The 24,458-nt window shown below is 39.4% G+C and carries 22 protein-coding genes and 3 riboswitches; of the genes, 3 read left to right on the top strand and 19 right to left on the bottom strand.

What is annotated here, in order from left to right; all coding sequences use genetic code 11:
• The first annotated feature begins 186 nt into the window (after positions 1 to 186).
• Positions 187 to 621: an Hsp20/alpha crystallin family protein gene (locus ACI6MV_RS22660; protein ID WP_407272612.1), complete on the top strand. Its 435-nt coding sequence runs from the start codon at positions 187 to 189 to the stop codon at positions 619 to 621.
• Between the two features lie 101 nt (positions 622 to 722).
• Here the strand turns inward: ACI6MV_RS22660 and ACI6MV_RS22665 are convergent, their stop codons facing one another.
• The gene (locus ACI6MV_RS22665; RefSeq protein WP_407272613.1) at positions 723 to 1,940 is read right to left on the bottom strand and encodes an MFS transporter; all 1,218 of its coding nucleotides are present in this window, start codon (positions 1,938 to 1,940) and stop codon (positions 723 to 725) included.
• A 63-nt stretch (positions 1,941 to 2,003) separates the two neighbouring features.
• Complete coding sequence (locus ACI6MV_RS22670) at positions 2,004 to 2,783, bottom strand: class I SAM-dependent methyltransferase (RefSeq protein ID WP_407272632.1); 780 nt, start codon at positions 2,781 to 2,783, stop codon at positions 2,004 to 2,006.
• A gap of 112 nt (positions 2,784 to 2,895) precedes the next feature.
• Here ACI6MV_RS22670 and ACI6MV_RS22675 point away from each other — a divergent pair, with 112 nt between their 5' ends.
• Positions 2,896 to 3,750 carry a LysR family transcriptional regulator gene (locus ACI6MV_RS22675; RefSeq protein WP_407272614.1) on the top strand — a complete coding sequence of 285 codons (855 nt, stop codon included), beginning with the start codon at positions 2,896 to 2,898 and terminating at the stop codon, positions 3,748 to 3,750.
• Between the two features lie 61 nt (positions 3,751 to 3,811).
• A complete protein-coding gene (locus ACI6MV_RS22680; RefSeq protein ID WP_407272615.1) occupies positions 3,812 to 4,018 on the top strand; it encodes a hypothetical protein in 207 nt (68 codons plus the stop codon).
• Positions 4,019 to 4,221: 203 nt separating this feature from the next.
• Here the strand turns inward: ACI6MV_RS22680 and ACI6MV_RS22685 are convergent, their stop codons facing one another.
• The 17 genes from ACI6MV_RS22685 to ACI6MV_RS22765 all read right to left on the bottom strand — a co-directional run.
• Positions 4,222 to 4,404: a hypothetical protein gene (locus ACI6MV_RS22685; RefSeq protein ID WP_407272616.1), complete on the bottom strand. Its 183-nt coding sequence runs from the start codon at positions 4,402 to 4,404 to the stop codon at positions 4,222 to 4,224.
• Between the two features lie 78 nt (positions 4,405 to 4,482).
• A complete protein-coding gene (locus ACI6MV_RS22690; RefSeq protein WP_407272617.1) occupies positions 4,483 to 5,235 on the bottom strand; it encodes a TatD family hydrolase in 753 nt (250 codons plus the stop codon).
• Positions 5,232 to 5,969 (bottom strand): ABC transporter ATP-binding protein, encoded by a 738-nt coding sequence (locus ACI6MV_RS22695; RefSeq protein ID WP_407272618.1) that lies wholly within the window; start codon positions 5,967 to 5,969, stop codon positions 5,232 to 5,234. The genes ACI6MV_RS22690 and ACI6MV_RS22695 overlap by 4 nt, the downstream gene beginning before the upstream one ends.
• On the bottom strand, positions 5,966 to 6,736 hold the full coding sequence (locus ACI6MV_RS22700) for an ABC transporter permease (protein ID WP_407272619.1): 771 nt from the start codon (positions 6,734 to 6,736) through the stop codon (positions 5,966 to 5,968). Before ACI6MV_RS22700 ends, ACI6MV_RS22695 begins: the two co-directional genes overlap by 4 nt.
• Positions 6,733 to 7,026: a thiamine-binding protein gene (locus ACI6MV_RS22705; RefSeq protein ID WP_407272620.1), complete on the bottom strand. Its 294-nt coding sequence runs from the start codon at positions 7,024 to 7,026 to the stop codon at positions 6,733 to 6,735. Before ACI6MV_RS22705 ends, ACI6MV_RS22700 begins: the two co-directional genes overlap by 4 nt.
• A 13-nt stretch (positions 7,027 to 7,039) precedes the next feature.
• Complete coding sequence (locus tag ACI6MV_RS22710) at positions 7,040 to 8,044, bottom strand: ABC transporter substrate-binding protein (RefSeq protein ID WP_407272621.1); 1,005 nt, start codon at positions 8,042 to 8,044, stop codon at positions 7,040 to 7,042.
• A gap of 142 nt (positions 8,045 to 8,186) precedes the next feature.
• Positions 8,187 to 8,296, bottom strand: a riboswitch (TPP riboswitch).
• 148 nt (positions 8,297 to 8,444) lie between these two features.
• On the bottom strand, positions 8,445 to 9,749 hold the full coding sequence (locus tag ACI6MV_RS22715; protein WP_407272622.1) for an NCS2 family permease: 1,305 nt from the start codon (positions 9,747 to 9,749) through the stop codon (positions 8,445 to 8,447).
• Between the two features lie 108 nt (positions 9,750 to 9,857).
• Positions 9,858 to 9,959: riboswitch (purine riboswitch) on the bottom strand.
• A gap of 426 nt (positions 9,960 to 10,385) precedes the next feature.
• The gene (gene guaA, locus ACI6MV_RS22720) at positions 10,386 to 11,918 is read right to left on the bottom strand and encodes a glutamine-hydrolyzing GMP synthase (protein WP_407272623.1); all 1,533 of its coding nucleotides are present in this window, start codon (positions 11,916 to 11,918) and stop codon (positions 10,386 to 10,388) included.
• 525 nt (positions 11,919 to 12,443) lie between these two features.
• Positions 12,444 to 12,545: riboswitch (purine riboswitch) on the bottom strand.
• Positions 12,546 to 12,571: 26 nt separating this feature from the next.
• Positions 12,572 to 14,755 (bottom strand): DUF4129 domain-containing transglutaminase family protein, encoded by a 2,184-nt coding sequence (locus tag ACI6MV_RS22725; protein WP_407272624.1) that lies wholly within the window; start codon positions 14,753 to 14,755, stop codon positions 12,572 to 12,574.
• Positions 14,755 to 15,945 (bottom strand): DUF58 domain-containing protein, encoded by a 1,191-nt coding sequence (locus ACI6MV_RS22730; RefSeq protein ID WP_407272625.1) that lies wholly within the window; start codon positions 15,943 to 15,945, stop codon positions 14,755 to 14,757. Before ACI6MV_RS22730 ends, ACI6MV_RS22725 begins: the two co-directional genes overlap by 1 nt.
• A 74-nt stretch (positions 15,946 to 16,019) precedes the next feature.
• A complete protein-coding gene (locus ACI6MV_RS22735; RefSeq protein ID WP_407272626.1) occupies positions 16,020 to 16,982 on the bottom strand; it encodes an AAA family ATPase in 963 nt (320 codons plus the stop codon).
• Between the two features lie 475 nt (positions 16,983 to 17,457).
• A complete protein-coding gene (locus ACI6MV_RS22740) occupies positions 17,458 to 18,825 on the bottom strand; it encodes a TrkH family potassium uptake protein (RefSeq protein ID WP_407272627.1) in 1,368 nt (455 codons plus the stop codon).
• 161 nt (positions 18,826 to 18,986) lie between these two features.
• Positions 18,987 to 19,466 (bottom strand): Dps family protein, encoded by a 480-nt coding sequence (locus ACI6MV_RS22745; RefSeq protein WP_407272628.1) that lies wholly within the window; start codon positions 19,464 to 19,466, stop codon positions 18,987 to 18,989.
• Positions 19,467 to 20,174: 708 nt separating this feature from the next.
• A complete protein-coding gene (locus ACI6MV_RS22750; protein ID WP_407272629.1) occupies positions 20,175 to 21,008 on the bottom strand; it encodes a hypothetical protein in 834 nt (277 codons plus the stop codon).
• Between the two features lie 567 nt (positions 21,009 to 21,575).
• A complete protein-coding gene (locus tag ACI6MV_RS22755; protein WP_407272630.1) occupies positions 21,576 to 22,943 on the bottom strand; it encodes an FAD-binding oxidoreductase in 1,368 nt (455 codons plus the stop codon).
• A 55-nt stretch (positions 22,944 to 22,998) separates the two neighbouring features.
• Positions 22,999 to 23,895: an alpha/beta hydrolase gene (locus tag ACI6MV_RS22760; protein ID WP_407272631.1), complete on the bottom strand. Its 897-nt coding sequence runs from the start codon at positions 23,893 to 23,895 to the stop codon at positions 22,999 to 23,001.
• A gap of 52 nt (positions 23,896 to 23,947) precedes the next feature.
• Positions 23,948 to 24,458 (bottom strand): alpha/beta hydrolase (locus tag ACI6MV_RS22765; RefSeq protein WP_483880223.1); only part of this gene is annotated, 511 nt, incomplete at its 5' end.

A 24,458-nucleotide genomic window follows, 5' to 3' on the forward strand; every position in this document is an offset into this window, starting at 1 on the left:
ACCCCCGCATAGGGGGTATGTCGACGTTGGACGACAAGTCCGCTCTTAGTCGACTTTCCCTAAAATTTAAATCAATGATGACTTATCGTAAGGCGATTCGTGAAGTCGCGTAGTTTCTGGCGCTCGGAGCTAGACACGGGTACAAATTTATATACTTTCTTATCTATAATAGAAGGAGTGGAACAGATGGATCCCTTTCAAAATATGAATGACTGGAAAAAAAATATGGATACATTTTTCGGGCAAAACTTCTGGAAAGAGTTTGACGACGTACTAAAGCCCCCGCTACCACAAATCAACTTATATAAATATGATAATGAATTGGTCTGCTACGTTAATTTACCGGGCGTCCGTAATATTAATAAAGTTGACGTTTTTGTTGATTATGCAACGTTAGAGTTAAGAGGCATGATTGATATTAACCATTCCGGAGGTCAAGTGATAAAAGAAGAGATTTTACAAGGTGTGTTTGAAAGAAAGGTTGAGCTACCCTACCCGGTACGCCATGATAAAGTAGATGCTTCTTATCAATATGGCTTACTCGTATTACGATTACACCGCTTAGTCAAATCAGATGGTCAAAAGCATAGAACGGAGATTATCGATTTAGAAGAGCATTAATTTTTGAAAATGAGCAGGGTTTGTTTTTAGTTATCAACTTCGGGAGAGTTCCCCCGTTTGGGAAAGAGTGATTTTACAAGAAAATCACTCTCTATTAATACCTAAGCAGCCTTGCTCGTGATTTCTTTAAAGACTGGTTGTTTGGATTGTTTGATTGACAAAAAAACACCAATCGCGACTGGACATAATAACGCGCCATAAACATATTGACTGCCATAATTTGCAGCTATTAATCCCAAAATAGGTCCACTAATCACGACCGATCCTTGGTTACAGAGAATCCGGTAGCTCGCCATCCGCCCGTGGTAATTGCCATCTGTTGCAATTAATTGTACCGATTGCAATAAAATCCGAATCCATGTTGTACCAATCCCAACAAGAAAAGCACCAATGAATATAAAAGGAAGATAATCAGTCAGTATAAAAACAAGTAAACCCGCAAATACGATAAAAAACGATCGTATCGACAAATAGTTTTTATTTTTACTCCACCACCATGCCCCGAGCACACCTGCTAGGATCCCACCCAGCGAAATGGTAGCGTCTAGGAAGCCATAAACAGCCGCTTCTTGACCAAGATGTTCAACGGTATATACGGATAAAAAACCAATACTAGAATGAAAAACAAGCTGACCGATAAACATCGTACCAAATAAACTGTATAAAACTTGATTGTTTTTTAAATAATGAAACCCATCCACCAAATCAGAAAAAGCGCTATTTTTTGTAATCGTAGTTTTTATTGGCATAGTTGCTTTCACGAAAGCGAGCATGAGTACTGCTAAATATAATGAACAGGACACAACAAGAATGGAAACCCCTTCAGAAAATAAACCGATCATCACACCACCAAGGGATGCTCCAACGAGTCCACCCACTGTCGAAGCGGCACTAACCTTTGAATAAATCCGTGGCAGTTCTACTTTTTCAAAAACCTCCGCAATAAACGCTTGGATGGACGGTCTAAATAATGAACCCATAAGCTGGACAATCATATGAACCGCAAAAATAATTGCTGGTGTTACAAACTGGTATACAATCGAGATGTATAACAGTGTCATGGTAGTAGCCATTATCGCAATCGCACTAACAGCCAGCTTTTTACGATTAAAGCGATCTACTATTACTCCAAACACTAGATTTAGTAACAATCCAGGGATGAATCCCAAGCTAACTAAGACACCTGTTTGCAAAGGATCGTTCGTTAACTCAAAAAGCAACCATGAGATGACGACAAAATACATGGCCCGGCCAAATTCACATAAAAAATAGCCACTATGTAAGTTTAATTCTTTTTGATTTCTGTATTTTTTCCACATGTTGGTTGCTCCTTTTGATATTTCTCATTTTCCAGATTGTCAAAATCGTTTTTACCTAGTCGATTATTTCTCCGCTGTCCAAATGGTCCAGCAGTCCTTTTCTTCGATTACTCCATTATAGTCAGCTAATCGTTCGTCAATATATTGGGTTAATTGTGATAGCTCGAGGTCTGTTAGTTCATGCAAAATCGATTTCCCCGTCCTTTGCATAATTTCCATAAGCAACTGTTGTTTTGTTGGATATCGTTTTCTCGTTTCCCAGAGCTTCATGATTTGCACATTTTTAAAATCGGCTTCTTCAAGCTTTACTTTCACATCTGTTTCATGATGTCGTCGTTTCTGTTCGATCGCAGCTAATTGTGGAAACATTTCAAAAATATACCCCCGAATATGATTACTTCCACCTGGTAGCAAACAATCTGCTGGTGTTCGGTCCTGGATCAACAATACACCCTGATTATTTAAAATTCGATATGCTTCTAAAAAACTAGGAAGTAGGTCTTTGATATGGTGAATTAATGCCCTTTCTAACACATAATCGACACTATTTGATTCCATCCTCGTTTTCTCCGCCGTTCCTGATTGAAAGGAGATAGCTTTATAATGCTGGCAGTTTTCCCTCGCACCCTCAAGCATCGAGTGTGAGGAGTCAATTGCCGTTACATTCTCTACTCCTAAATCAATAAGAGCTTTTGAATAAATACCTCCACCGCATCCGATATCAGCCGCATTTTTTATGGTCCTTATATCGAGGATTTCCTTCATCCTGTTATGCCAGCTCGCATCAGCTTCTCTTGTCACATATGTCATTTTATTTTTGTTATCATGAAAATCCATATTTATGTCATCTCCCCATTTATTTCACTAAACAAAGTATATATAATGTAAGATGATAAGCATAATACTTATTTTCTATCAAGTTTGATAAGTAATATTTATAGATTGAGGCGAGTATATGAAAATAGATGACTATCAGTTATTGATTGCTTTAAAGGAAAGTGGCACGATTCGTGGTGCGTCAAGATCCTTGCTGATATCCCAGCCGGCTTTAAGCCAACGGTTAAAACAAATCGAGTCACAATGGAATGAACAAATTTTCATCCGTTCTCATAAACGGCTAATGGTTACTCCGGTTGGAGAGGAAATTTTGAGATTTGCAGAGAGGATTATAAAAGAGGAAGAACGGGCAAAGGAAAATATCTCAAGGATTTCAAAAAAAGTTAGCGGGACCCTTTCTTTAGGCGTATCTTCCGTAGTCGGACAATACGTGTTGCCAGCAGTTTTGCAAAGCTATGTATCCCAGTATCCTGAAGTAAAAATCCAGTTACAAATCGGTTTAAGCCAGTACATCCGAAACACCTCGGACAATTTTCACGTATCGATTATTCGTGGTGATAAATCAGCTAATCAGCACTGTACGCACCTATTTTCAGACCGCTTATATTTAGTAGATAAAAAGCGTTCTGATGCAACGGAGAATCAACGACCGCTAATAGAATTCAAGAGTGATCCTGGATTTCAACAGCTCGTGAATCAATGGTTTTTAGAACATAGCGATGTCAGCTTCTCACAATCGATACAAGTTGATCAAATAGAAACGTGCAAACAGTTAATGGCGCACGGTGTTGGCATGGCTGTATTACCCGAAATCGCATTACAAGATTTGAGCCGCGACCAGTTTTCATTCACACCACTAATCGTGGATGACAAGCATCTGGAACGCCATACATGGCTATGCGTCCCACAAATGGCCATGGATTTACCACAAGTACGCGCTTTTGTTGAAACGATCGGTGAGCGGAAGTTTTAAGTTGAAGTTAATGTTTGTTGTTGTGGCGGTGTGTTGGGATCTAGTGTGTCTTACTTTACTCTTGGGGAACTGCTGGGCATGGTGGTTTGGTGCAATAATCTCGAGTTGTGGTGCAATTATCCGGTGGTGTGGTGCAATAACTCGTCCGTATGGTGCAATTATCCCTTTTAGTGGTGCAATAATTCCAAACTGTGGTGCAATCGTCCCACCAGCGTCACCTTCTAATCTACAAAAATACCAATCTTGGAATCAGTTTCTGTTGATCTAGTATGTTTTCCTTCAGTTCGGGGGAACTCTTACTCGTTCAGCGATTGATCTAGTAAATCCTACTCCAGTTCAGGGCATCTCTTACTCGTTCAACGACTGATCTAGTATATCTTCCTCCAGTTCAGGGCTACTCTTACTCGTTCAGCTGCTGATCTAGTATATCTTCCTTCAGTTCGGGGGACTCTTACTCGTTCGGGACAACTCTTACTCGATCAACTCCCCAATATCGACGTTTGGTGCAATAATCTCGGCTTGTGGTGCAATTATCCGGTGGTGTGGTGCAATAACTCGTCCCTTTGGTGCAATTATCCCTCCAAACGGTGCAATAACTCGAAACTGTGGTGCAATCGCCCCACCAGACCCACCAGCGCCACTGTCCCCCACCATAATCACACCTCCCCAAACCCAAAAAGCTACAACCCACTCACTGGGTCATAGCTTCTCCCTAATCCAATCGATAAAAATTCACTGTATTCTCATACAATTGCTCATAAACTTGATTAACCGGCATTTTTTTAACTCAGCAATCTTCCCCACTGTGTCGTGCATCATTTTTGGATGAGTCATTTGATCGGCAAATGGTCCCTCAAACGGCCATGGTCCGTCAGTTTCGATCATCATTTGCGCCAACGGATACCTCGTAACCAATTGCTGTATCTCTGCTTCATACAGACAATCCGGCGTAATGGAAATAAAATAACCATTTTCCATCATCCGGTGCACGGTATTCACATCCCCTTTAAACCAATGAAAGTGTGCTCGCTTCACCCCATGCTTTTCTAACAGGTCGCACACAACCGGGGCATCCCCATATACAGCATGCAAAACAATCGGTTTGTCCAATCGAGCTGCCAACAGGATGAACTTTTCCAACAATTCTATATAACCGTCCATATTCAACTCAGGATTTTCCTGTCTTGAATAGTAAGGTAACCCGACTTCACCTACAGCTACCATTTTGTCCTGATGATCCTCAATAAAATTAAATAATTCATCGATCTGCTCAGCACTAGGTAACGGCTGTTCGGGATGATAGCCGAATGCCGGTTTTACACGAAAATCTTCCAAGCTAAGCCGAAGATTCTCTTTTGCAGAATCTAAATGATTGGAGACGCACAGTAGTGCTTCTACATGATCTTCTTCCAACTTATCCAATATGGCCCTTCGTTCATCATCCTTATACAAGTCCAAGTGAATGTGCGCATCAATTACCTTCATTGCAGTACACGCAACTCTCCGTATATTTCCTTCTTCCATTGTAAAAATTCTTCGGTTAACAGCAGCGATTCGTCACGCGGTCGCGCGAATGGAATTTTGAATTCCCGTTTAACAGATGCTGGATTGCTAGATAACACAATAATTCGATCTGATAAATAAATGGCCTCTTCGATATTATGTGTGACAAATAAAACTGAGCGTCGATTTGCTTCCCAAATGGAGAGTAGCCATCTTTGCATTTCTAATCTCGTAAATTCATCTAGTGCAGAAAACGGCTCATCAAGGCAAATAAACGATTGCGGGCTGAGTAAACTGCGGACAAAGGCAACTCTTTGCCTCATCCCCCCAGAAAGCTGATGCGGATACGCATGCTCATAGCCACTTAATCCCGCTTTTTCCAGCATAGCGAGCGCTTGCGCTTCATCAGTTTTTCCAGAGATCTCTGCTCCAAGCAGCACATTTTTTAGTACTGAACGCCACGGAAACAATGACGGACTTTGCGGTGTATAGCTGATCGAACCTCTTTTACCAGTAATTTTTTCGTCATCTAAATAAAATTCACCAGCATCAGGCACATACATGCCACCAATTAAATGGAACAACGTGCTTTTTCCACTACCGGACGGACCGAGCAAGGAGACAAATTCGCCATCTTCAACCGTAAAGGAAATGTTGTCTAATACGAGCTTGTTATCAAAGGATTTAGTAATTTTATCTACAACGAGTTGACTCATGATCGTTCCGCCTCTCCTTTTGGCCGCCACTTAATTAATAGCTTTTCTAGTCCAATAATTAGTGAGAAAAATACTAAACAAAGTGCCATAATGATTACAATTGCGACGAAAACACGATCCGTTCGAAACGAGGACGACGCTAGTGTCATGTAGACACCGATTCCTTGATTCGCTCCGAGCCATTCAGAAATAACCGCACCCATGACACTATATGTTGCCGATATTTTCAATCCGGAAAACAGTGACGGAAGCGCATGTGGTAATTCCAACTTAAAAAAGATTTGACGTTTTGTTGCACCAGCCATTTGCATATAGTGCATCAGTTCGTGACTCGTTTGTCTGAAACCTTCCATCGCTGACACCGCAATTGGGAAAAAACAAACAAGTGTAATGACAATAATTTTTGGCATCATACCGAAGCCAAACCAAATGACAAGTAAAGGAGCGAGCACAATAATCGGTATGTTTTGCGATAAAATCATCAATGGGTAAAACGCTTCTCTTACAGTAGGCATTAGGTGCAAAGCAACCGCAACAATGATCCCGACACTGCAGCCGATACTAAAGCCAATAACCGTTAACCGAATCGTAGACAAAATATGATGATTATAGTTAGACCAGCCTGCAATCCCCTCTTGCACAATTTCGGTTGGAGCAGGTAGTAGCCAAGATGGGATTTCAAACAGGCGACTACTCGCTTCCCATGTTATGAGTAAAAGGATGATGACCAATACTGGTCGCCATCCTTTTTTAAAAATCGTCCTCATCCTCTGTATTTCTCCGTTAGTTTATCCATCGATGCACCATCTGGTTTATACAGCACTTTTATTTGAGAAATAATGCTCGGGCTGCCAATCTCGACCATTTTTTGATTCATTTTCTCAACGATTGCCAGCAACTCTGACAACTCGCCCTCCATCGTTGTTTCTAGCGGGTGCACCTCATATTTGACGCCAGCTTCTTCAATTACTGCAATCGCCGCGTCCACATAAGGAATAACGTCCTCACCATTTTTTGTTTTCGGTATAATTTGGATACTTACTAGTGAATTTGCCATAAAATATCACCCCTTATTCTGGTAGAAATTCGTTTGTAAATGCATTTTCTACATCTAATTCTTCTTCTAACAACCCGTTATCATACATCCAGCTTGCATAGTTTTCCCATACCTCTTCTGTTTGAATGCCCCATTGTTCAGCATCATCTTGGTATTTTGGTGATAACCATTCTTGGCTTGCTTTTACTAACTCAGCATCTAAATCTGGAACAGCTGCAGTTAAAATATCCGCCGCTTCAGCTGGGTTATCAATGGCGTATTGATAGCCTTTCGATACAGCTGCCATAAATGCTTTTACCGTGTCTGGATCTTCTGCAATTTTATCTTCATTCGTAATAATGACAGGTGTGTAATAATCGAGCTTATCTGTATAATCTGTTAAGTAAAGCATATCTAACTCCATGTCACGAAGCTCTGCTTCTACTCCAGTCCATGCATAGTAAATCCATGCGAAATCAATATCGCCACGTTCTACTGCTGTGAAGAAATCACTGTTACCCATATTAACAATTTCTACTTCATCTACATTCGCATCTTCTTGTTTCATTAATGAATCAATTACCGCTTGTTCCACCGGTGCACCCCAGCCACCATATGTTTTGCCTTCAAAATCAGCTGGTGAAGTGATGCCTCTGTCTGCTGGTGCCGCAAATCCAGATGTATTATGTTGAATGATTGCACCAATCGAAACGATCGGAATATCCTGAACACGAGCTTCTGTTATACCTTCTTGTGCACCAATACCAAAATCCGCTTGCCCAGAAGCTACAACCTGGCTAGCTCCAGATTCTCCTGGTAAAACAATTTCTACATCTAAGCCTTGTTCTTCAAAATATCCTTTCTCTTGTGCTACATATAATCCAGTATGATTAGTATTTGGTGTCCAATCCAATACCATCGTAACTTCCGTTAATTCCGTCTGCTCCTGTTGACCATCATTTCCGTTGGATTCCTCAGTTTCTGCGTTACAGCCAGCAACTAGTGCCAGCGTGAGTAAAGCCAATAACCACTTCTTCAATGTTATTCCTCCCTAAGTATCTGTTTGATAAGCGTTGGTGCGCTGGAACATAAGCATTGGCTATGGCTAATCGGAATATTATCCGTACTTTTAACCAATCAAAAACGCCCTAGGTTATCCCTAGGGCGCATATTATAAACGTCAATGTTTGTCATATGTTCCCTACGCTGGTTTTAGCCAGATCAGGTTCTAAGGGTCTGCATCTTACGGATACGATCTCAACCGGCATCACCGGTCCCCCCACAATAAAAACTAGCTATTCAATTAATCTTACGCTTTCAATTATCTACTTTGACACAGTAGTGTAGTTTTTTCAAGTTATTTATTTCAATCAATCTATTATTCTTGTATGTAAAAAAAGAAAGCCTTGACCATCTCACCTGGTCAAAGCTTTTTTCGTTTATGCTAAAAATCCTAGATATGCAATAAAGACTACGAACAAGAACCACATAATTGGATGAATTTCTTTCGCTTTTCCTTTTACGATCATTGTTATTGGATAGAAGATAAAACCAACCGCAATACCAGTTGCAATGCTATAAGCAAGAGGCATCATAATAACCGTTAAGAACGCAGGAGCAGCAATTTCAAATTGATCCCACTCGATATCTTTAAGTGTCGAAGCCATCATGATTCCAACAATAATCAATGCAGGAGCAGTTACTTCTTCCGTAACAACGCTTAATAATGGTGAGAAGAACAATGCAAGCAGAAAGAATCCTGCTGTAAATACTGCTGTTAAACCGGAACGTCCACCTGCACTTACTCCTGTACCAGACTCAATGTAAGAAGTCGTTGTAGATGTACCTAATGTAGCACCAACAACAGTTGCAGCAGAGTCGGCAAACAATGCTTTTCCAGCTTTAGGAAGCTTGTTGTCTTTCATTAAACCTGCTTTTGTTGCAACCGCAACTAGTGTACCTGCAGTATCAAAGAAATCGACGAATAAGAACGTTAAAATAACACCGATCATTGGACCAGTAAATACATCACCGAAATGAAGGAAGGCTTGACCAAATGTTGGTGCAAGGCTTGGTGGAGCACTCCAAATTTCTGTCGGAAGTGGCACTAAGTTGAAAATCATCCCAACAATAGCTGTAATAACGATACCGTAGAATACTCCGCCTTTAATACCCAGTGCAAGGAAAATGACAGTAACAACAATACCTAAGATTGCAAGTGCTACAGGAGCAGAAGTTAAATCTCCTAAAGCAACCATTGTTGCATCATTGCCTACAACAATTCCTGCATTTTGAAAACCAATAAAAGCGATAAACAAACCAATCCCAGCACCAACAGCCATTTTTAGGCTTTGTGGAATTGCATTAATAATAATTTCACGAATACCTGAGATCGTAAGAACGATAAAAATAAGTCCAGAAACTAATACACCAGCTAGTGCTGTTTCCCAAGGCACACCATTACCAAGTACAACGGTGTAAGCAAAAAATGCGTTGAGTCCCATTCCAGGAGCCAAAGCGACCGGATATTTAGCAAGCAGGCCCATAATTAAAGAACCGACTGCTGCAGCAAGCGCTGTGGCTGTAAATACAGCACCCCAATCCATACCAGTTGCTCCATCTGCAGATAGTGTGTTCGGGTTAACAAATAAAATATAAGCCATAGATAAGAACGTAGTAAGACCGGCAACAAACTCTGTACGATAATTGGTGCCGAGCTCTTCAAACTGGAAAAACTTTTTCATGAATAATTTCCTCCCCATATTTCGCCATACAAAAAACACTCTTAGGGAAACCTAGAGTGCTACCACATGACTATTCAAGTAATTAACTAAAAGAAAAGAAAAATAGAATAATAGTGTAATTACCAGCGTAGTCAGACCATTTACGGTAGTCCGGTAGAAACTCATGGGCCATATCCCCAAAATTATACAGCGGTGTCTGTTTTTATTAAGCTAGTATTTATCATACTAAGGAAACAATAGCTAGTCAACTAAAAAACGAATATTTTCTTTATTATATTTTCTAACGTTCGTGTATAGACATCTAAGTACTCTGAACAAAAGGAAAGGATGCCTTCTAAACCCTTCGTGTTGTCCAAACATTACGAACAGGCCTAGTGAATCCTTTTTGTTTAAGCAGATACTTTATGCTTAAGTTATTTTGGCAACAAGAGCATATTTTTTCACTTAAATCCCACCTTTGTTTTATCAAGGTCTTGAACTGAGGATTGCACATTGATCCATCTGGCATTTTTTTCTTCAAAATAAGCCATCGATCTCTCGTTAGATTTAATATAAAGTGTAAAAAGCGATAGCCCATTATTAAATACAAACAAAGCGCCACACCTAGGTATACCTAGGCGTAGTGTTTCGCTGTCATTACTCCCACTCAATCGTCGCAGGTGGCTTACTCGTTACATCATACAGCACTCGATTAATATGCTCGACTTCGTTCACAATCCGCGTCGAGATTTTTTCTAATACGTCCCAAGGAATTCTCGCCCAATCTGACGTCATCCCATCGATCGAAGTTACAGCACGGATACCAATAGAATAATCATACGTCCGGGCATCACCCATGACACCAACACTTCGGATATCAGGTAAAACTGTGAAATACTGCCAAATGTCACGATCCAATCCAGCTTTTTTAATTTCATCGCGTAAAATAGCATCTGACTCACGGACAATTTCAAGTTTCTCTTCTGTCACTTCGCCAAGTACGCGGATGCCAAGACCAGGACCAGGGAACGGCTGTCTCCAGACGATTTCATCCGGAACACCAAGTTCAGTTCCTAGCTTCCTCACTTCATCCTTAAACAACGTATTTAACGGCTCAATCAATTCAAACTGCATATCCTCTGGTAAGCCGCCGACATTGTGGTGCGATTTAATCGTTTGTGCTGTCGCTGTTCCACTTTCAACAATGTCCGTATAAAGAGTTCCTTGCGCTAAATAATCAATATCCTTTAGCTTGTCCGCTTCATCATCGAACACATAAATAAATTCGTTTCCAATGATTTTTCTTTTTTGTTCTGGATCCGAGATTCCTTTAAGCTTTGTTAAAAATCTGTCCTTAGCATCAACTTTAATAATATTCATTTGGAACTCATCACGGAATGTTTCCATTACTGCGTCTGCTTCATTTTTACGTAGTAAGCCATGGTCAACGAAAATGCACGTTAACTGGTCTCCTATCGCTTTATGTATTAATGCAGCAACAACAGATGAATCGACACCGCCACTTAATGCACACAATACTTTTTTGTTACCAACCTTGTTTCTGATTTTTTCAATCTCTTCCTCAACAAAGTTTGCCATCGACCAATCACCTGTGCAATTACAGGCATCAAAAACGAATTGCTTCAACAGTTGATTTCCGTACTCCGTATTTCTTACCTCTGGATGGAACTGTACCCCGTACATCTTTTTCTGTTTATCACTCATCGCAGCAACTGGTGTCGATAAGCTAGTTGCATCTATCGAAAAACTTGCAGGCGGTTCAATAATTTTGTCACTATGACTCATCCAAACTGTTTGTATTGTTGGCGTATCATGAAATAATAGCGAATCCCCTGTTACATTAATGTCAGCTTTTCCATATTCCCTTTCTTTAGCACGACGCACTTCTCCACCAAAGTGATGTGTCATCAATTGCATTCCATAACAGATGCCTAAAACAGGAATATTCAAATCAAAAATTTCCTGATCACAGCGAAAGCTATTGTCATCATAGACGCTATTTGGTCCACCGGAAAGAATGATTCCAGTAGGATTCATCGCTTTGATTTCTTCCGCTGTCAACGTATGTGGGTGTAACTCACTAAAAACGCCAAACTCTCGGATTCTTCTCGTAATCAACTGGTTATATTGACTGCCAAAATCTAAAACTAAAATAAATTCATTGTGCATGGCTTTCAACTCCTTAGGATTATTTTAACCTATAGGCTTTTTTCAAAAGATTGTTGTTTTTCGCAAAATAGCTAAACTCCGTCGTAACGTAGTGCTCGTGATTTCCGCTCCAGGCAGTCGCTTTCCGCGGGCACGGCTTCAGCTAACTCAGAAGCAAAGAGCGCTTCTGAGTGGATCTTCAGCTCGCGCTTTTCCCGCTGGAGTCGACTGCCTGGAGCTCCAATCACCCGACGTAAAGAGCAATACAGTTATGAAGCGTAGTCCCTACACTTTGACTCCTGCGGGACTAGTGGCGTAAGTGAGACCCCGCAGAACGCAGTTCGAGGAGGCTCACTAGCACCCCGCGGAAAGCAAAGTGTAGGGACGGAGCGGTGCACATGTAAGATCAGTGAGCACCTATGCACTACGTCGGATTTTACTTCAAAGATGAAATAAAAAACACCAATCTTTACAAAAAGAGCCAACCTATAAAAAAACTGCCCTCCAAAAAACGGAAGGCAGAAATTATCACATACATGTACTGTACTGACTAACTCCTGCCTTCATAGTCGAGACGTTTACGGTGTCTCGGTAGAAACGCTCGAACCATATTTTCGAGTATATATGAAGGGATAAGTAGATTTATATCATTCTAACAAGGTGAGTATTGTCGGTCAATACAATGCTTGCTTAATTAAATTTTCCCATAATTCTGTTAGCTTCTTCCAATCTCCATGATCTAACTCATTACGGTAAAGCATGCGCTCATAATAATAAGTTATCCGAGACATATCAGATGTTTGGTAGAGACTATCGACTTGTCTAGCAAATTCGCGTAATGTTTGACCTTCTCTACGTATGTTACCTTTATGATTTAACACTTTTAACAAGTAATGATAGGCATGCTCGAAGCTCTCCGCACCTTCGTGTTTTTTATATTTACGCGAAAGAATTGTTGTCATCCATCTGTACCTTGTTATATATAAAACTACAGCAATTGCAATAAGGAAAGCAGTGACTGCGATTATACTCCATACGGGTACTTCAAAGGAATTGAGATTGGAACCACCGCCACCAGCCTCTTCCTCATCTATATCCTGTATATTTCCTTGATCTAACTCCTCTTCTTGCTCTTCTTCTAATTCCGGCGGCACTTCTGTGTCTGTTTCCTCTTCTTCTTCAAAGAAATCAATTGGATTGGAAAAACCTTGTGTTGGCTCAAATGGCACCCAGCCACTGTTCGGGAAATAAACCTCTACCCATGAATGAGCATTGGAGTTTTTCACTTCATATAAATTCATCCCTGGTGGTGTTTGAGCGTTTTGTACTAATTCACCAGAAGAAAATCCTTTTACCCAGCGCGTTGGAATATCCAATGAACGTAACAGTACTACCATTGATGTAGAAAAGTTGTCACAATAGCCGACTTTCGTTTCAAATAAAAACTGATCAACATAATCTTCACCCTCACCCGGAATGGCAACACCTGTTGTATCATATTCAAAGCCATTCAATCGAAAGTACCGTTCTACCGCTTTCACCTTATCATATCGTGTCGTTTCATCCGCTGTGATTTCCTCTGCCAATTCTCGTACACGGTCAGGTAAAGAAGCTGGTAGTTGCAAATATTGCCTTTCAACTTCTTCTGGATCTCCTTCACCAGATGCGATCAATTGATCAATTGAAAAGGACGGATAATCATAAGTAACTTGATAGTTATTTAGATTATTACCTGCACCTTCCCTCGTTTCAACTGTTATAGCTTCCGAGCCTTCATCTAGAAAGTATTGTGCTTCAAATTCCCCTTCTACACTACTAATTCCGTAAGGATAAACTAGTTTTGAAAAAAAGCCAGCTGGTCGAAAATTGATTTGAGCTTGCAGTTCTTCAGTAGCAACACCACCATGAAATGTTTCTAGACTAATCTGCCCATTCAATTGCTGCTGATAATTTTCAGGTGTAGACCGCTCCCAGCCTTTTCCCGTATAAATATCCTTTGTCTCAATACGCCAATAATGATTTTCTTGGGCGAGTGCTTGAAATACCTGTGTTTCGTCTTGGATAAAGGAGCCACCCAACCGCGAATCATCTTCTCCATAACCGACCTTTTGTACTCTTCCGCCTTCACCATTCATATTTAATGCCGTACTTTGAATGAATGGGACCGGATCTGGCCATTGTGGCTCTTGTTTTGGCGCAGCGAACCCAACAACTGTAGCAAATAACACCATTACAGACAATGGAATTAACCAGGCCGCTAACCGCTTTAAACTTGTTAGCGGGATAACTTCCTTGTCGAGCACCTTCGAAAAGCTGGAGACTCCCATCGCTACTAATGACACAATAAACGTGCGTACTATTGCTTGGTCCCCTTGATACATCGTAAACGTATCCAAAACAGTGACATAAATAAACGTAAGCAACACGAATAAAAAGATCCGTTTCGCAACAACAAACCAATAGTATAATAGATAGCTCATCAACCATAACAAGAACAAGAACAATAAACTTCTAAACAATGGTGTCATTTCGATCCATTGCTGTTGAATAATCATTTCTGCATTGTACTGCAGGTGCATGTTTAATAAAGAAAACCAAGGCTTACTAAACATCCGTTCAAAAATAAACAACCCGTCTATAATAAAGACGACTGCAGCCAGCTTTAACGGAAATGCTATCCACCATTTTGCATTTACTATTGAAAGAAAAAAGCAAAATCCAGTAAAGATCACGAAGATTGTTATATTCCCTGTATCAGAAATCGTCTCTAATGGTCTTAACCACTCCCAAAACAAAATAAATCCACAGAAATAAACCAATATCTGAAAAATGTGCTGAGGTTTAATGCCATTATTCATCACATGCTCACCTCAAATTTCTGTTGAATTAGCTGCTCCTCTGTTAGTACATGCACACTGATCTCACCAACAGACAGCTTCTTAATCATTAGATTATCCTCATTTGTGAACGATGCGGCTGGTTTTATGAGGTAAACAATGATTCGTCTACTTTTTTGTCTTACTTTGTCCAATGCATATCTCGTTTGTTCATCAAGATGCGTAACAATAATAATTGTAACAAGTCCCTGCGGCATCTTTTTCATCTCTGCCGTTAATAACTGTGAAAAAGGAAAACCGGCACTCGGCTGTACTGCTGCTAAAAATTGATTAATCCGTTCCTTTTTATTTGGATCATGATGGAATGGAAAGTAAATAGAATTGTTCGCTACAGAAATGAAACCAAGTTGATTAGATTTCTTACGCAACGCCTCAACTAACGAGGCACTTAGCTCAACTCCCGCTTCAAATGCTAATGGATTTAAATCGGTAAATTCAGTCGCATCTAGGACAATCAGAATGCTTGAACTTTTTTCTTGTTCAAACTCTTTTGTCATTACAGTATTCTTTCTCGCTGTGGTCTTCCAATCTATCCATGAAAATCTGTCACCAGGCATGTATTCTCGTACACCTGTTACAACATTCGTGTTACTCATGTTCACATTATAAGCAAGTGAAGCTCCTTCATCGAAGCTACTTACTTTTTCTTTCATTACCATTTCACGTTTGTAAGGATACACTAAGATAAGATCAGAGACATTGTACACATGTTCTTTTCTTATAAACCCTAGAAAATCACCTGTTCGAATTCTAACATCACCTAAATAATGCTCGCCACGTGGTACTTGTCTTAAATGATACTTTAAGTGAAGCGAGCGCTTGAACCATGGCAAGACCAATTGCTTGATAATCTTACGTTCTGCCCAGAGGTCTGGTTGGTTCAAATGCTCATATTTTTTTCGTTTCGTATCTCTTTTGTTTAATGACTCTGGAACAATTTCCTCGACAATACAATAGGCAATTGGAAAGGCAAATTTCCGCTCAATGTGCAAGTCTACCACCACATCATCTCCAGCAGTTACAATATGATGAGACAAGTGTCGTGATATCTTCCAGTTAGAGATCGGGTAAAGCACTAGAAGGAGCATATAAGTTAATATAGGTAGAAATCCATAAAACAAAAACCAGCTTACAAAACCACCTTGAAACATAGCATAAGAATAAAAGATTCCAAACAGGATCAAAACCCCTATGAGCTTTGTTGTTATACTTAGTGAAGCTTTCATTAAGTATATTCCTTTCGAACCGGGATTGAGACTTTCTCCAATATTTCACCTATGATCATTTGCGCTGTAATGCCTTCAAATTTTGCTTCTGAATTTAGAATGAGACGGTGAGACAAGACAAATGGGGCTAAATATTTTACATCATCAGGTAACACATAATCACGGTCATGGATAAATGCGTATGCTTTAGCTGCTCGCATTAAAGCGATCGATCCACGCGGGCTTACTCCAAGGTAAACAGATTCATTTGCCCTAGTAGCGGTTACTAGATTTATAATATATTGTTGGATTGTTGTATCCATGAATACGTCCTTAACTTGCTTTTGAATAGCTACTAATTCATCTTTTGTCATTACAGCATCGATTGATTTTATCGGATGTTCCCTAGAAGTCTTGCCTAGCATCTCTAACTCTTCTTTTGGGGTAGGATAACCCATACTTAACTTAAGCAAGAAACGATCTAACTGTGCTTCTGGAAGTGGATAGGTTCCTTCATATTCAATCGGGTTTTGGGTTGCCATTACAAAGAACGGTTGGTTTAAAGGGATTGTTTTACCATCAACTGTTACGCTCTTCTCTTCCATTCCCTCTAATAATGAAGATTGTGTTTTGGGAGACGTTCTATTAATCTCATCTGCTAGCACTATATTTCCTAGAATTGGACCACCACGAAACTCAAATTGTAATTCTTTCGGATTGTATATAGATACACCTGTAACATCGGAAGGTAATAAATCAGGCGTAAACTGGATTCGTTTAAAATCACAATCCAATGACTTTGCCAGCGCCCGAACTAGCATCGTTTTGCCAACACCAGGAACATCTTCAATCAAAACATGCCCTTCGGCTAACATGGCTACTAAGCTTAATGTTGCTGGTTCGTCTTTTCCTACCATTACCTTATTGATATTCGATAGAACTTTACTAATCTTGGAGTTGAACAAAAAGGTTTGCTGCGTCATATAATTATATACTCCTCCCAATTATTTAAAGCGTAAAAACGCGAATTAACGTCTATCTTAACTATACTACAAAAGGGATAGTGCAATGCAAACGAAAAGAGTGAAAATTTAGGTAAAATAAGGAATTTATCTAAATTTCATATATTTTACGGTCACAACTACATTTTTGATAATTTTAGTTTAGAGAAAGATAGAGGTAGCCTTTCTCTAAACTAAAGTCAATTCCCAACACTACATTCCACTTCTCCATAGCATTCTCAAAAGTGTGGAAAGTGATTAATCCAACTATATGTGTTTGTGAACAACTAAAAATCAGTATTAGAGGTTGTTCACAAAGTCCCAATTAATCACAATGATTACTCAAGTAGCCTATCGACGTCGAATATTGGATTCGGCCGAAAAATCGGTCCTCTTTTTCTAGCTTTATCCAATATTCTCGATGCTAAAACGGAACTTTTTGAACAAATTGACTAAGTTAACCAATAATTATTTTTTCTTTCGGATAACGGAACGTATCCTTTGTTTCCTTTCCTCTTAGTAAAAATAGAAACGAGAATATTCCAATTCTACCTACAAACATTAAGAACATAATGTTGAGTTTTCCAAGCGTACTTAAGTCAGGTGTTAAACCCATTGATAACCCTGTCGTTCCAAATGCCGAACAAACTTCAAAGATGATATAGATAATCGGGGAAGTTTCCGTTATAGCTAAGAATATGATTGATGCCATTACCAACATGGTGGCAGTCGATATCACAATAAACGATCTTGTAATATCTTCTGAATCAATTTCTCTACCAAATACTTTAATGCTTGAATTGCCCTTCGCATAGTTGAAAATTGCTAACAGCATAATCGCAAATGTAGTTGTTCTTATTCCACCGCCGACACTACTTGGTGATGCCCCAATAAACATTAAGACAGAAGTAAGCAGCAAGGTTGGCATCGAGAACTCCCTAACATCCATCGTTGATAATCCACCACTTCTCGAAGTAACCGATTGGAACAAACTATAAAAAAAGGTTTCATGCCAAAGTTTGTCAGCAAAAAAATGATTTCGTTCTAGTAGGTAAATTAGGATAGCGCCGACAACGACAAGTCCCAAAAAGGTAACTGTCGTAAGTTTCGTAAAAAGGGAGAATCGATACTTTTCATGCGTATCCTTGTACATCCCTTTTAACAATTCCTGCACTTCTATTAATACTGGGAATCCAATTGCCCCTAACACAATTAAGATCATATTAATAAATTGAACAAAATAATCATCAGCAAATGGGATTAATGAACTCCCCGTAATATCAAAACCACCATTAGTGGTAGCACTTACAGCCCCAAAAAATCCATGAAGAAAGGCCTCCTGCCAGGTGTCGTAATAAGTAAGGAAATAGGTCCCTAATACGATTGTGCCGACAAATTCAATTGCGATAATAATCGTTAATATTGTTAACATTAAGCGAACTAATCCTGATAATGTTGTCCTGTTTTGATCAATTCGAATTAACTGCCGTTCACGAAGGCCAATTTTCTTTCCAAATAAAATATATATAAACGTCCCAAGTGTCATGACACCGATACCACCGAATTGCAGGACAATGGTGATGGCTATATAACCACCCGCATTAAAAGACTCTGCTATGGAAACAACTGATAAGCCTGTAACACTAATCGCACTAATGGCCGTAAATAAAATATCAATAAACGATAAATTTATTCCTTGGCGGTGGAATAATGGAATACTTAATAAAAGCGTGGAAAAACCGACTGCAAGTACATAAAATAAAACGACCAGGTGAATCGTCGATAATTGTTTAGATAATTTAAAATGCCTAGTAAATAATTGCATAATGGGACCCCTTGTATGATATCTTAAACTATTGTTAAGTTTATCATGAATATGTCCGATTTAAACTATTTTATTACAAAATGGAAGCACCAGCTTTCTGGTAGGTTTCCCTTATATGCAAAAAGGTACCTATCAGATCATCAGTCTGATAGGTATTTTTGTTATTTCAAGTACGCCTTAAGCATCCAATTATGTTTTTCTAAACTAGCCTTTATTTCGGTAAACATGTCCGCTGTTACGTCATCTTCATTTTTCTCTGCTAATTCAATCGTTTCTTTTGCTTCTTGAATCATGATTGAAAAGTCTTCCGTTACGGAACGTACCATGTCTTCTGGCTTTTCATTTCCTAACGCCTCGTTAAGAGACGCTGCATCTAGATACGCTTTTAAAGTAGCAATTGGGTTTGCCTCAATTGTTAGTATCCGTTCTGCAATTTCATCAATATTAACAGCCGCTTCATCATACAATTCCTCAAATTTTTCGTGGAGGCTGAAAAATAATGATCCACTCACAAACCAATGATAGTTATGAAGCTTTGTGTATAGAATATTCCAATTTGCCAGCTGCTTATTTAATTTCTTGACGAGTTGACGATGTGCTAAAACACTATCTTCATGTAATACCTCTTGATTTTTTGCCATTAAGAACTCCTCCTTTATTATCTACCAATAGAATAACATAAATTATAATTTATATCAATTTATAATAATTATAATTTAATAATTTATATCCATTCTGTTTAATAGTAATAAAAAAGGGGAGATATTTCTGTGATTGATATCACATATTCCCCAAAAAGTGCCGGGTACCCGCTTAGCAACGTACGGACTGGGAACGAGATTCCTGGCGGTCCGAAAACAATTGCATTACTCCTGTACGGAGGTGAAGGAAATCTCGCTAGTTGCTGGGGAGCTAGACACCCTAGAATTCTATACTTATGGCCCTGAGGGGTCTTTTAGTCGATTGCGTTCCGTAGCACCTTTCGCCAGATTATGATAATTAATTTACGAACAAAAGCGCAGAGCGCCGGTTAGCGACGTACGGACTGGGACTGCGATTACTCGCCCCACCGAAAACATTTGGACTGAACCGTAGGACCAGAGTAGGCTTCGAAGCTTTACCTCGCACGAAGAAAATTGTTCTATATTTTCGAGGAGATAAAGGAAACACGGTGAACGAAGTGAACCGATGTTGACTTATCGTGTCATGAGGTGAGGGGAAGTCTCGCTAGTCGCTGGCGCTCGGAGCTGGCAGTGCTAATGCTTAACGTTATCCACATTTAGTATATTTTATAATTTCCTGCAACCAAAAAATTAGATGTGTTGGTTCACACTACTGTTTTCTTACGATCATTTTGCAATTTTAGAAATATAGGCATAGGCATACTTCGTCCACCATAGCAAAAGAGTTGACAGCACGAGATAAACGATTGTATAAATCCAAAATGGAATTTCAACCACGAGTATACCGAAGTAATACAATGGTAAATCAACTCCATATACCAAAATAGGTGCAAGTATGCGCCAACGAAGTTTTTGAAAAAGTACAATACCTAAAGTGAAAATAAGACCTTTGATCATGCCGATAATCGCTAAAACAAAAATGTCGTCACGGTAAACATCTTCAAAGAATCCAATCTCATAATGGCGTATCGTAGCAACGGACATTATGAACATAACGGTACCAGCAAGACTCCATGCTTGCATCCACAATGATAGAAAATGTGCCCATTTAGCACCTGATTGAAGAACGCGCATCCAAAATTTAGTTAATGAAAAGAAAATCAATACGGCAAGGAACGTATATTCCTTCCTCCACCAGTTCGTATAATATATATGTAGCCACTCAAATAATCCCGATACACCTACCAACGTTACCGCAAAAAATATAGCCCAGCGTAATCGAAGTTGATAAACTGCAAATACCACCCCTAAAGCAGGGATGACAAATAGATTTGAGACAATTGCCCCTAATGTATGATCATAGTATGGTACAGAAAGCACTTCTGGAATATAAACGTAACTGTTTCCAATAATCATGACAAAAAACTCTGCTACATAAACCATTCCTGAGAAAGACAGGAATAGAACAATAATACCAAAGTGGCGTTCTTTAACAATTACCGTAATCAATATTGCTATACTTATAATAGTAAGAATCAAATAAGGAATATAGTTAGGCATTAGATAAACTCCATTTTTTATTATCATCCCAATGAGCTTCTATAATATGCATCTAATACATACTGCTTTATTTAATTAGTCATTATTCGGTGAATCAACTCACACTCACAGATTTCGATGGAGCATCTTTTAAAACACAAAAGAACTTTTCCTGCTTTTCAGACTACTGCCTTACTATACCGAGAAAGCTCTTACATTAACTCCACAGGCGTAGATTATACTGTTCGGTCCGGACTTCGACCTACAGTTCACATGCATCTTAGTATGTAATTAATAAATTATGTACTTCTTCCAACCCACGGTTTAGGATGTTTCATGCTGCATTAACAAGCTTAAAATTGGCTCAATTGACTGATTGACAGTTTTGAGACAGAGGAGATTTTGGATTTTATTCCGGTTAAAAGGAAGAGGATTACGAGTGGAACCTGCTATCCGTCATAATTAGTTAAGTAGCGACTGAAATTTACCCACAGATTTTAATGAGGCTTCTCAAAAATTCATTGAACTAATGAGAAGCCTCGATTATTAGATTTTCTGTTGTAGTAATATCTAAATCTACTCATTCATTTAATATTTGTCGATAATCTTATCTGGATTGAGAATACATTTTGGATCTAATGATTTTTTTATCATTGCCATCACATTGTATGCCTCTCCGTGTTCGAGTCTTTGGTATTTTTTCTTCCCAACTCCTACACCATGTTCCCCTGTACACGTTCCTCCTCGAGACAATGCATATTCAACAATATGCTGATTAAATTCCACAGCCCTGCGAACATCTTCCTCATCCTCTTTATCTATCATAATTAATGCATGGTAATTTCCATCACCAACATGACCTAACAATGCACCATCTATTCCTGATTTTTCTAATGCTGCTCTTGCATTAATAATGGCTCCCGCTAATTCTGACATCGGAACACAAACATCTGTCACCATCATTTGTTTACTTGGTGCTCCGTGAGTGAATGCATAGGCTAAAGTGTGTCTCGCGTCCCACAGCTCTGCAACTGCTTTTGAATCTGTTTCAAAAATGATTTCCTGACAACCTTGATCCGTCACTAGCTCTTGCGTAAATTCAACATCCTCTTTTAGTCCCGCTTCATTTCCATGAAACTCTAAGAACAAAGTAGGACTCTCAGGATATGCTGTCCCTTTAAAGTCATTTACTTGTTTAATTGACCTTGCATCCACTAACTCACAGCGGGCTACAGGTATCCCAGCCTGAAGAATGGAATTTACTGCACTCACCACTTCCTCAATCGTTGGAAATACTGCCCTTGCAGCAAGTGAATGCTCTGGAATTCCGTAAACTTTTATTGTTAATTCTGTAAATATCCCGAGTGTCCCTTCTGACCCAACAAATAAAGAATTCAAGTGATATCCTGACGATGACTTTGCCGCTCTACCGCCCGAATGAATAATCGAGCCATCCGCCAACACTACCTCTAGATCTCTTACTTGGTCTCGCATAATTCCATATCTAACTGAGGTCGTACCACTTGCATTGGTAGCGGCCATCCCACCAAGAGTAGCATCGGCACCAGGATCAACCGGAAAGAACAACCCATATTTTTTTAACTCTTTATTCAATTGGGTTCTAGTAACCCCAGGCTGTACTTTTATTAAAAAGTCTTTTTCATTCACTTCAAGTACTTTATTCATAAGTGATAAATCAATCGTTATGCCACCTTCATATGGAATCACATGCCCCTCTAGGCTCGTACCGAGTCCAAAAGGGATTACGGGGACTTCATATTTGTTAGCAATTTTCATCGCTTTACTAACCTCTAAAGTATTTATGGGGAATACAACGATATGCGGTAATGATGTTTCATGATATGATTCATCTTTACTATGTTGTGTTAATACTGTTTCATTTGTAGTAATACGGTCACTTGGGAATATTTCTTCTAGGTCTTTCTTGTAGTCCACTGTTCATTCCTCCAGTAATAGTTGTTCCCTTTTCCAAAAAACTGTTATGCTTTCATTATTCTCTCCATAACCAGCGCAGTGTGTCTGGAAATATAGCAGCCCCGTGTTTTAGCGAATGGCCACCTTCTCCAACAATGAATTTGTAGTCGTATCTCCTGTACTCCAGCGCAGAGGCCATATCTTGATTCGCTATTAACCAATTTCCAAATACAACATTAAGATCATTTTCACCCGATTGTAAAAATACTCTGATCGGCTTCGCTGCTACTCTACGCACGATAGAAGGGTAGTTATTTCCACCTCGGATATTAACAAAGCTTCCACAGTGGCTAACTACTTTTCTAAAATAATCTGGGTGATGCCACGCTACATTAAACGCACATATACCTCCTGAGCTAATTCCACAAATTCCTCTAGCCTCAGGGTCCGTTGTGATGATATATTCTTTTTCCACTTCCGGAATTAATTCCTCGACCAAGAATGTAGCATACCTGTCATCTAATGCGTCATACTCTAGGTTACGGTTGTCCGTTCCGCCCCATAATGGTAAGCCAGGACCTTTATCCCCTGGGTTTACAAATATACCAATCGTCACCGGAAGTTCACCTTTATGAATTAAATTATCAAATACAGTTGGGACATTTGCCTCAGGACTTACATACATCGCTCCGTCTTGGAACACCATTACGTTTGCTGGTTGAGTCCCGTCATATTGCTTCGGGACGTATACCCAATACTTTCTCTCCGTACCCGGATAAATTTTGCTGTTTGAAAACGTATATTTCGTGACAGACCCTTGTGGTACACCTTCCTGAACCAATGATTCTGAGCTAAGTTGATACGGTTCTTCTGCCGTTCTGCTCATCGAATGTACCTTTATATCACGCTCTGATACACCCAATTCTGCATTTGCATCGAATTGTGGAAGGAAACTTTTTAAAAAGTAAGACATATATAAATTCCTCCTATTTTTTAAAACAAGTAAGTAAGCCCTTTCATTATTTTCAACCGATACTACTTGATAAATTACCTGGTCTTTTAATACTGCTGCGCATTTTTACACCATCAAATTCAATATTAGAAATACTAGTATGTGTATCACCTGTTAAGTATTGATCAAAGAAGGAAATATGGCACTGCGTTAACGCCTCTCTTACCATATTCATATCTCTATTTCCTATTAATTTTAACAATTTTAATTGCCGTGCAAAATAAATATAATCCGTAAAATCTAAATGCTCCGTATCTGAAATAGTGATGAGGTACGCATCTTCGGAATTGTTGAGGAATGTAGTCCTTGCAAGGTATTCAATAATATTACTGCCAATCACCATGAAAGGCTTGTTCAAATCCTTGTCCCAATAATCCCCATACGTTGGCGCATCTATATTGACTCCACAAATAAATCTCGGATCATCTAAACATACTTGACTGGCCGCACATCCACCATAGGAATGCCCTGTAATACCAATACCCGCCTGTAAGTCCATCTTTCCTTCTAGCAGGGATTGAATA

It is taken from the genome of Radiobacillus sp. PE A8.2, from assembly GCF_045635475.1.
Lineage (GTDB): Bacteria > Bacillota > Bacilli > Bacillales > Amphibacillaceae > JBJGXI01.

Coding starts and splice junctions, on each gene's coding strand:
- ACI6MV_RS22760 (WP_407272631.1), bottom strand. CDS start 23,895: ATGTCTTACTTTTTAAAAAGTTTCCTTCCACAATTCGATGCAAATGCA.
- guaA (WP_407272623.1), bottom strand. CDS start 11,918: ATGCACAATGAATTTATTTTAGTTTTAGATTTTGGCAGTCAATATAAC.
- ACI6MV_RS22735 (WP_407272626.1), bottom strand. CDS start 16,982: ATGACGCAGCAAACCTTTTTGTTCAACTCCAAGATTAGTAAAGTTCTA.
- ACI6MV_RS22730 (WP_407272625.1), bottom strand. CDS start 15,945: ATGTTTCAAGGTGGTTTTGTAAGCTGGTTTTTGTTTTATGGATTTCTA.
- ACI6MV_RS22660 (WP_407272612.1), top strand. CDS start 187: ATGGATCCCTTTCAAAATATGAATGACTGGAAAAAAAATATGGATACA.
- ACI6MV_RS22700 (WP_407272619.1), bottom strand. CDS start 6,736: ATGAGGACGATTTTTAAAAAAGGATGGCGACCAGTATTGGTCATCATC.
- ACI6MV_RS22675 (WP_407272614.1), top strand. CDS start 2,896: ATGAAAATAGATGACTATCAGTTATTGATTGCTTTAAAGGAAAGTGGC.
- ACI6MV_RS22695 (WP_407272618.1), bottom strand. CDS start 5,969: ATGAGTCAACTCGTTGTAGATAAAATTACTAAATCCTTTGATAACAAG.
- ACI6MV_RS22690 (WP_407272617.1), bottom strand. CDS start 5,235: ATGAAGGTAATTGATGCGCACATTCACTTGGACTTGTATAAGGATGAT.
- ACI6MV_RS22725 (WP_407272624.1), bottom strand. CDS start 14,755: ATGAATAATGGCATTAAACCTCAGCACATTTTTCAGATATTGGTTTAT.
- ACI6MV_RS22685 (WP_407272616.1), bottom strand. CDS start 4,404: ATGGTGGGGGACAGTGGCGCTGGTGGGTCTGGTGGGGCGATTGCACCA.
- ACI6MV_RS22750 (WP_407272629.1), bottom strand. CDS start 21,008: ATGCCTAACTATATTCCTTATTTGATTCTTACTATTATAAGTATAGCA.
- ACI6MV_RS22665 (WP_407272613.1), bottom strand. CDS start 1,940: ATGTGGAAAAAATACAGAAATCAAAAAGAATTAAACTTACATAGTGGC.
- ACI6MV_RS22740 (WP_407272627.1), bottom strand. CDS start 18,825: ATGCAATTATTTACTAGGCATTTTAAATTATCTAAACAATTATCGACG.
- ACI6MV_RS22715 (WP_407272622.1), bottom strand. CDS start 9,749: ATGAAAAAGTTTTTCCAGTTTGAAGAGCTCGGCACCAATTATCGTACA.
- ACI6MV_RS22705 (WP_407272620.1), bottom strand. CDS start 7,026: ATGGCAAATTCACTAGTAAGTATCCAAATTATACCGAAAACAAAAAAT.
- ACI6MV_RS22745 (WP_407272628.1), bottom strand. CDS start 19,466: ATGGCAAAAAATCAAGAGGTATTACATGAAGATAGTGTTTTAGCACAT.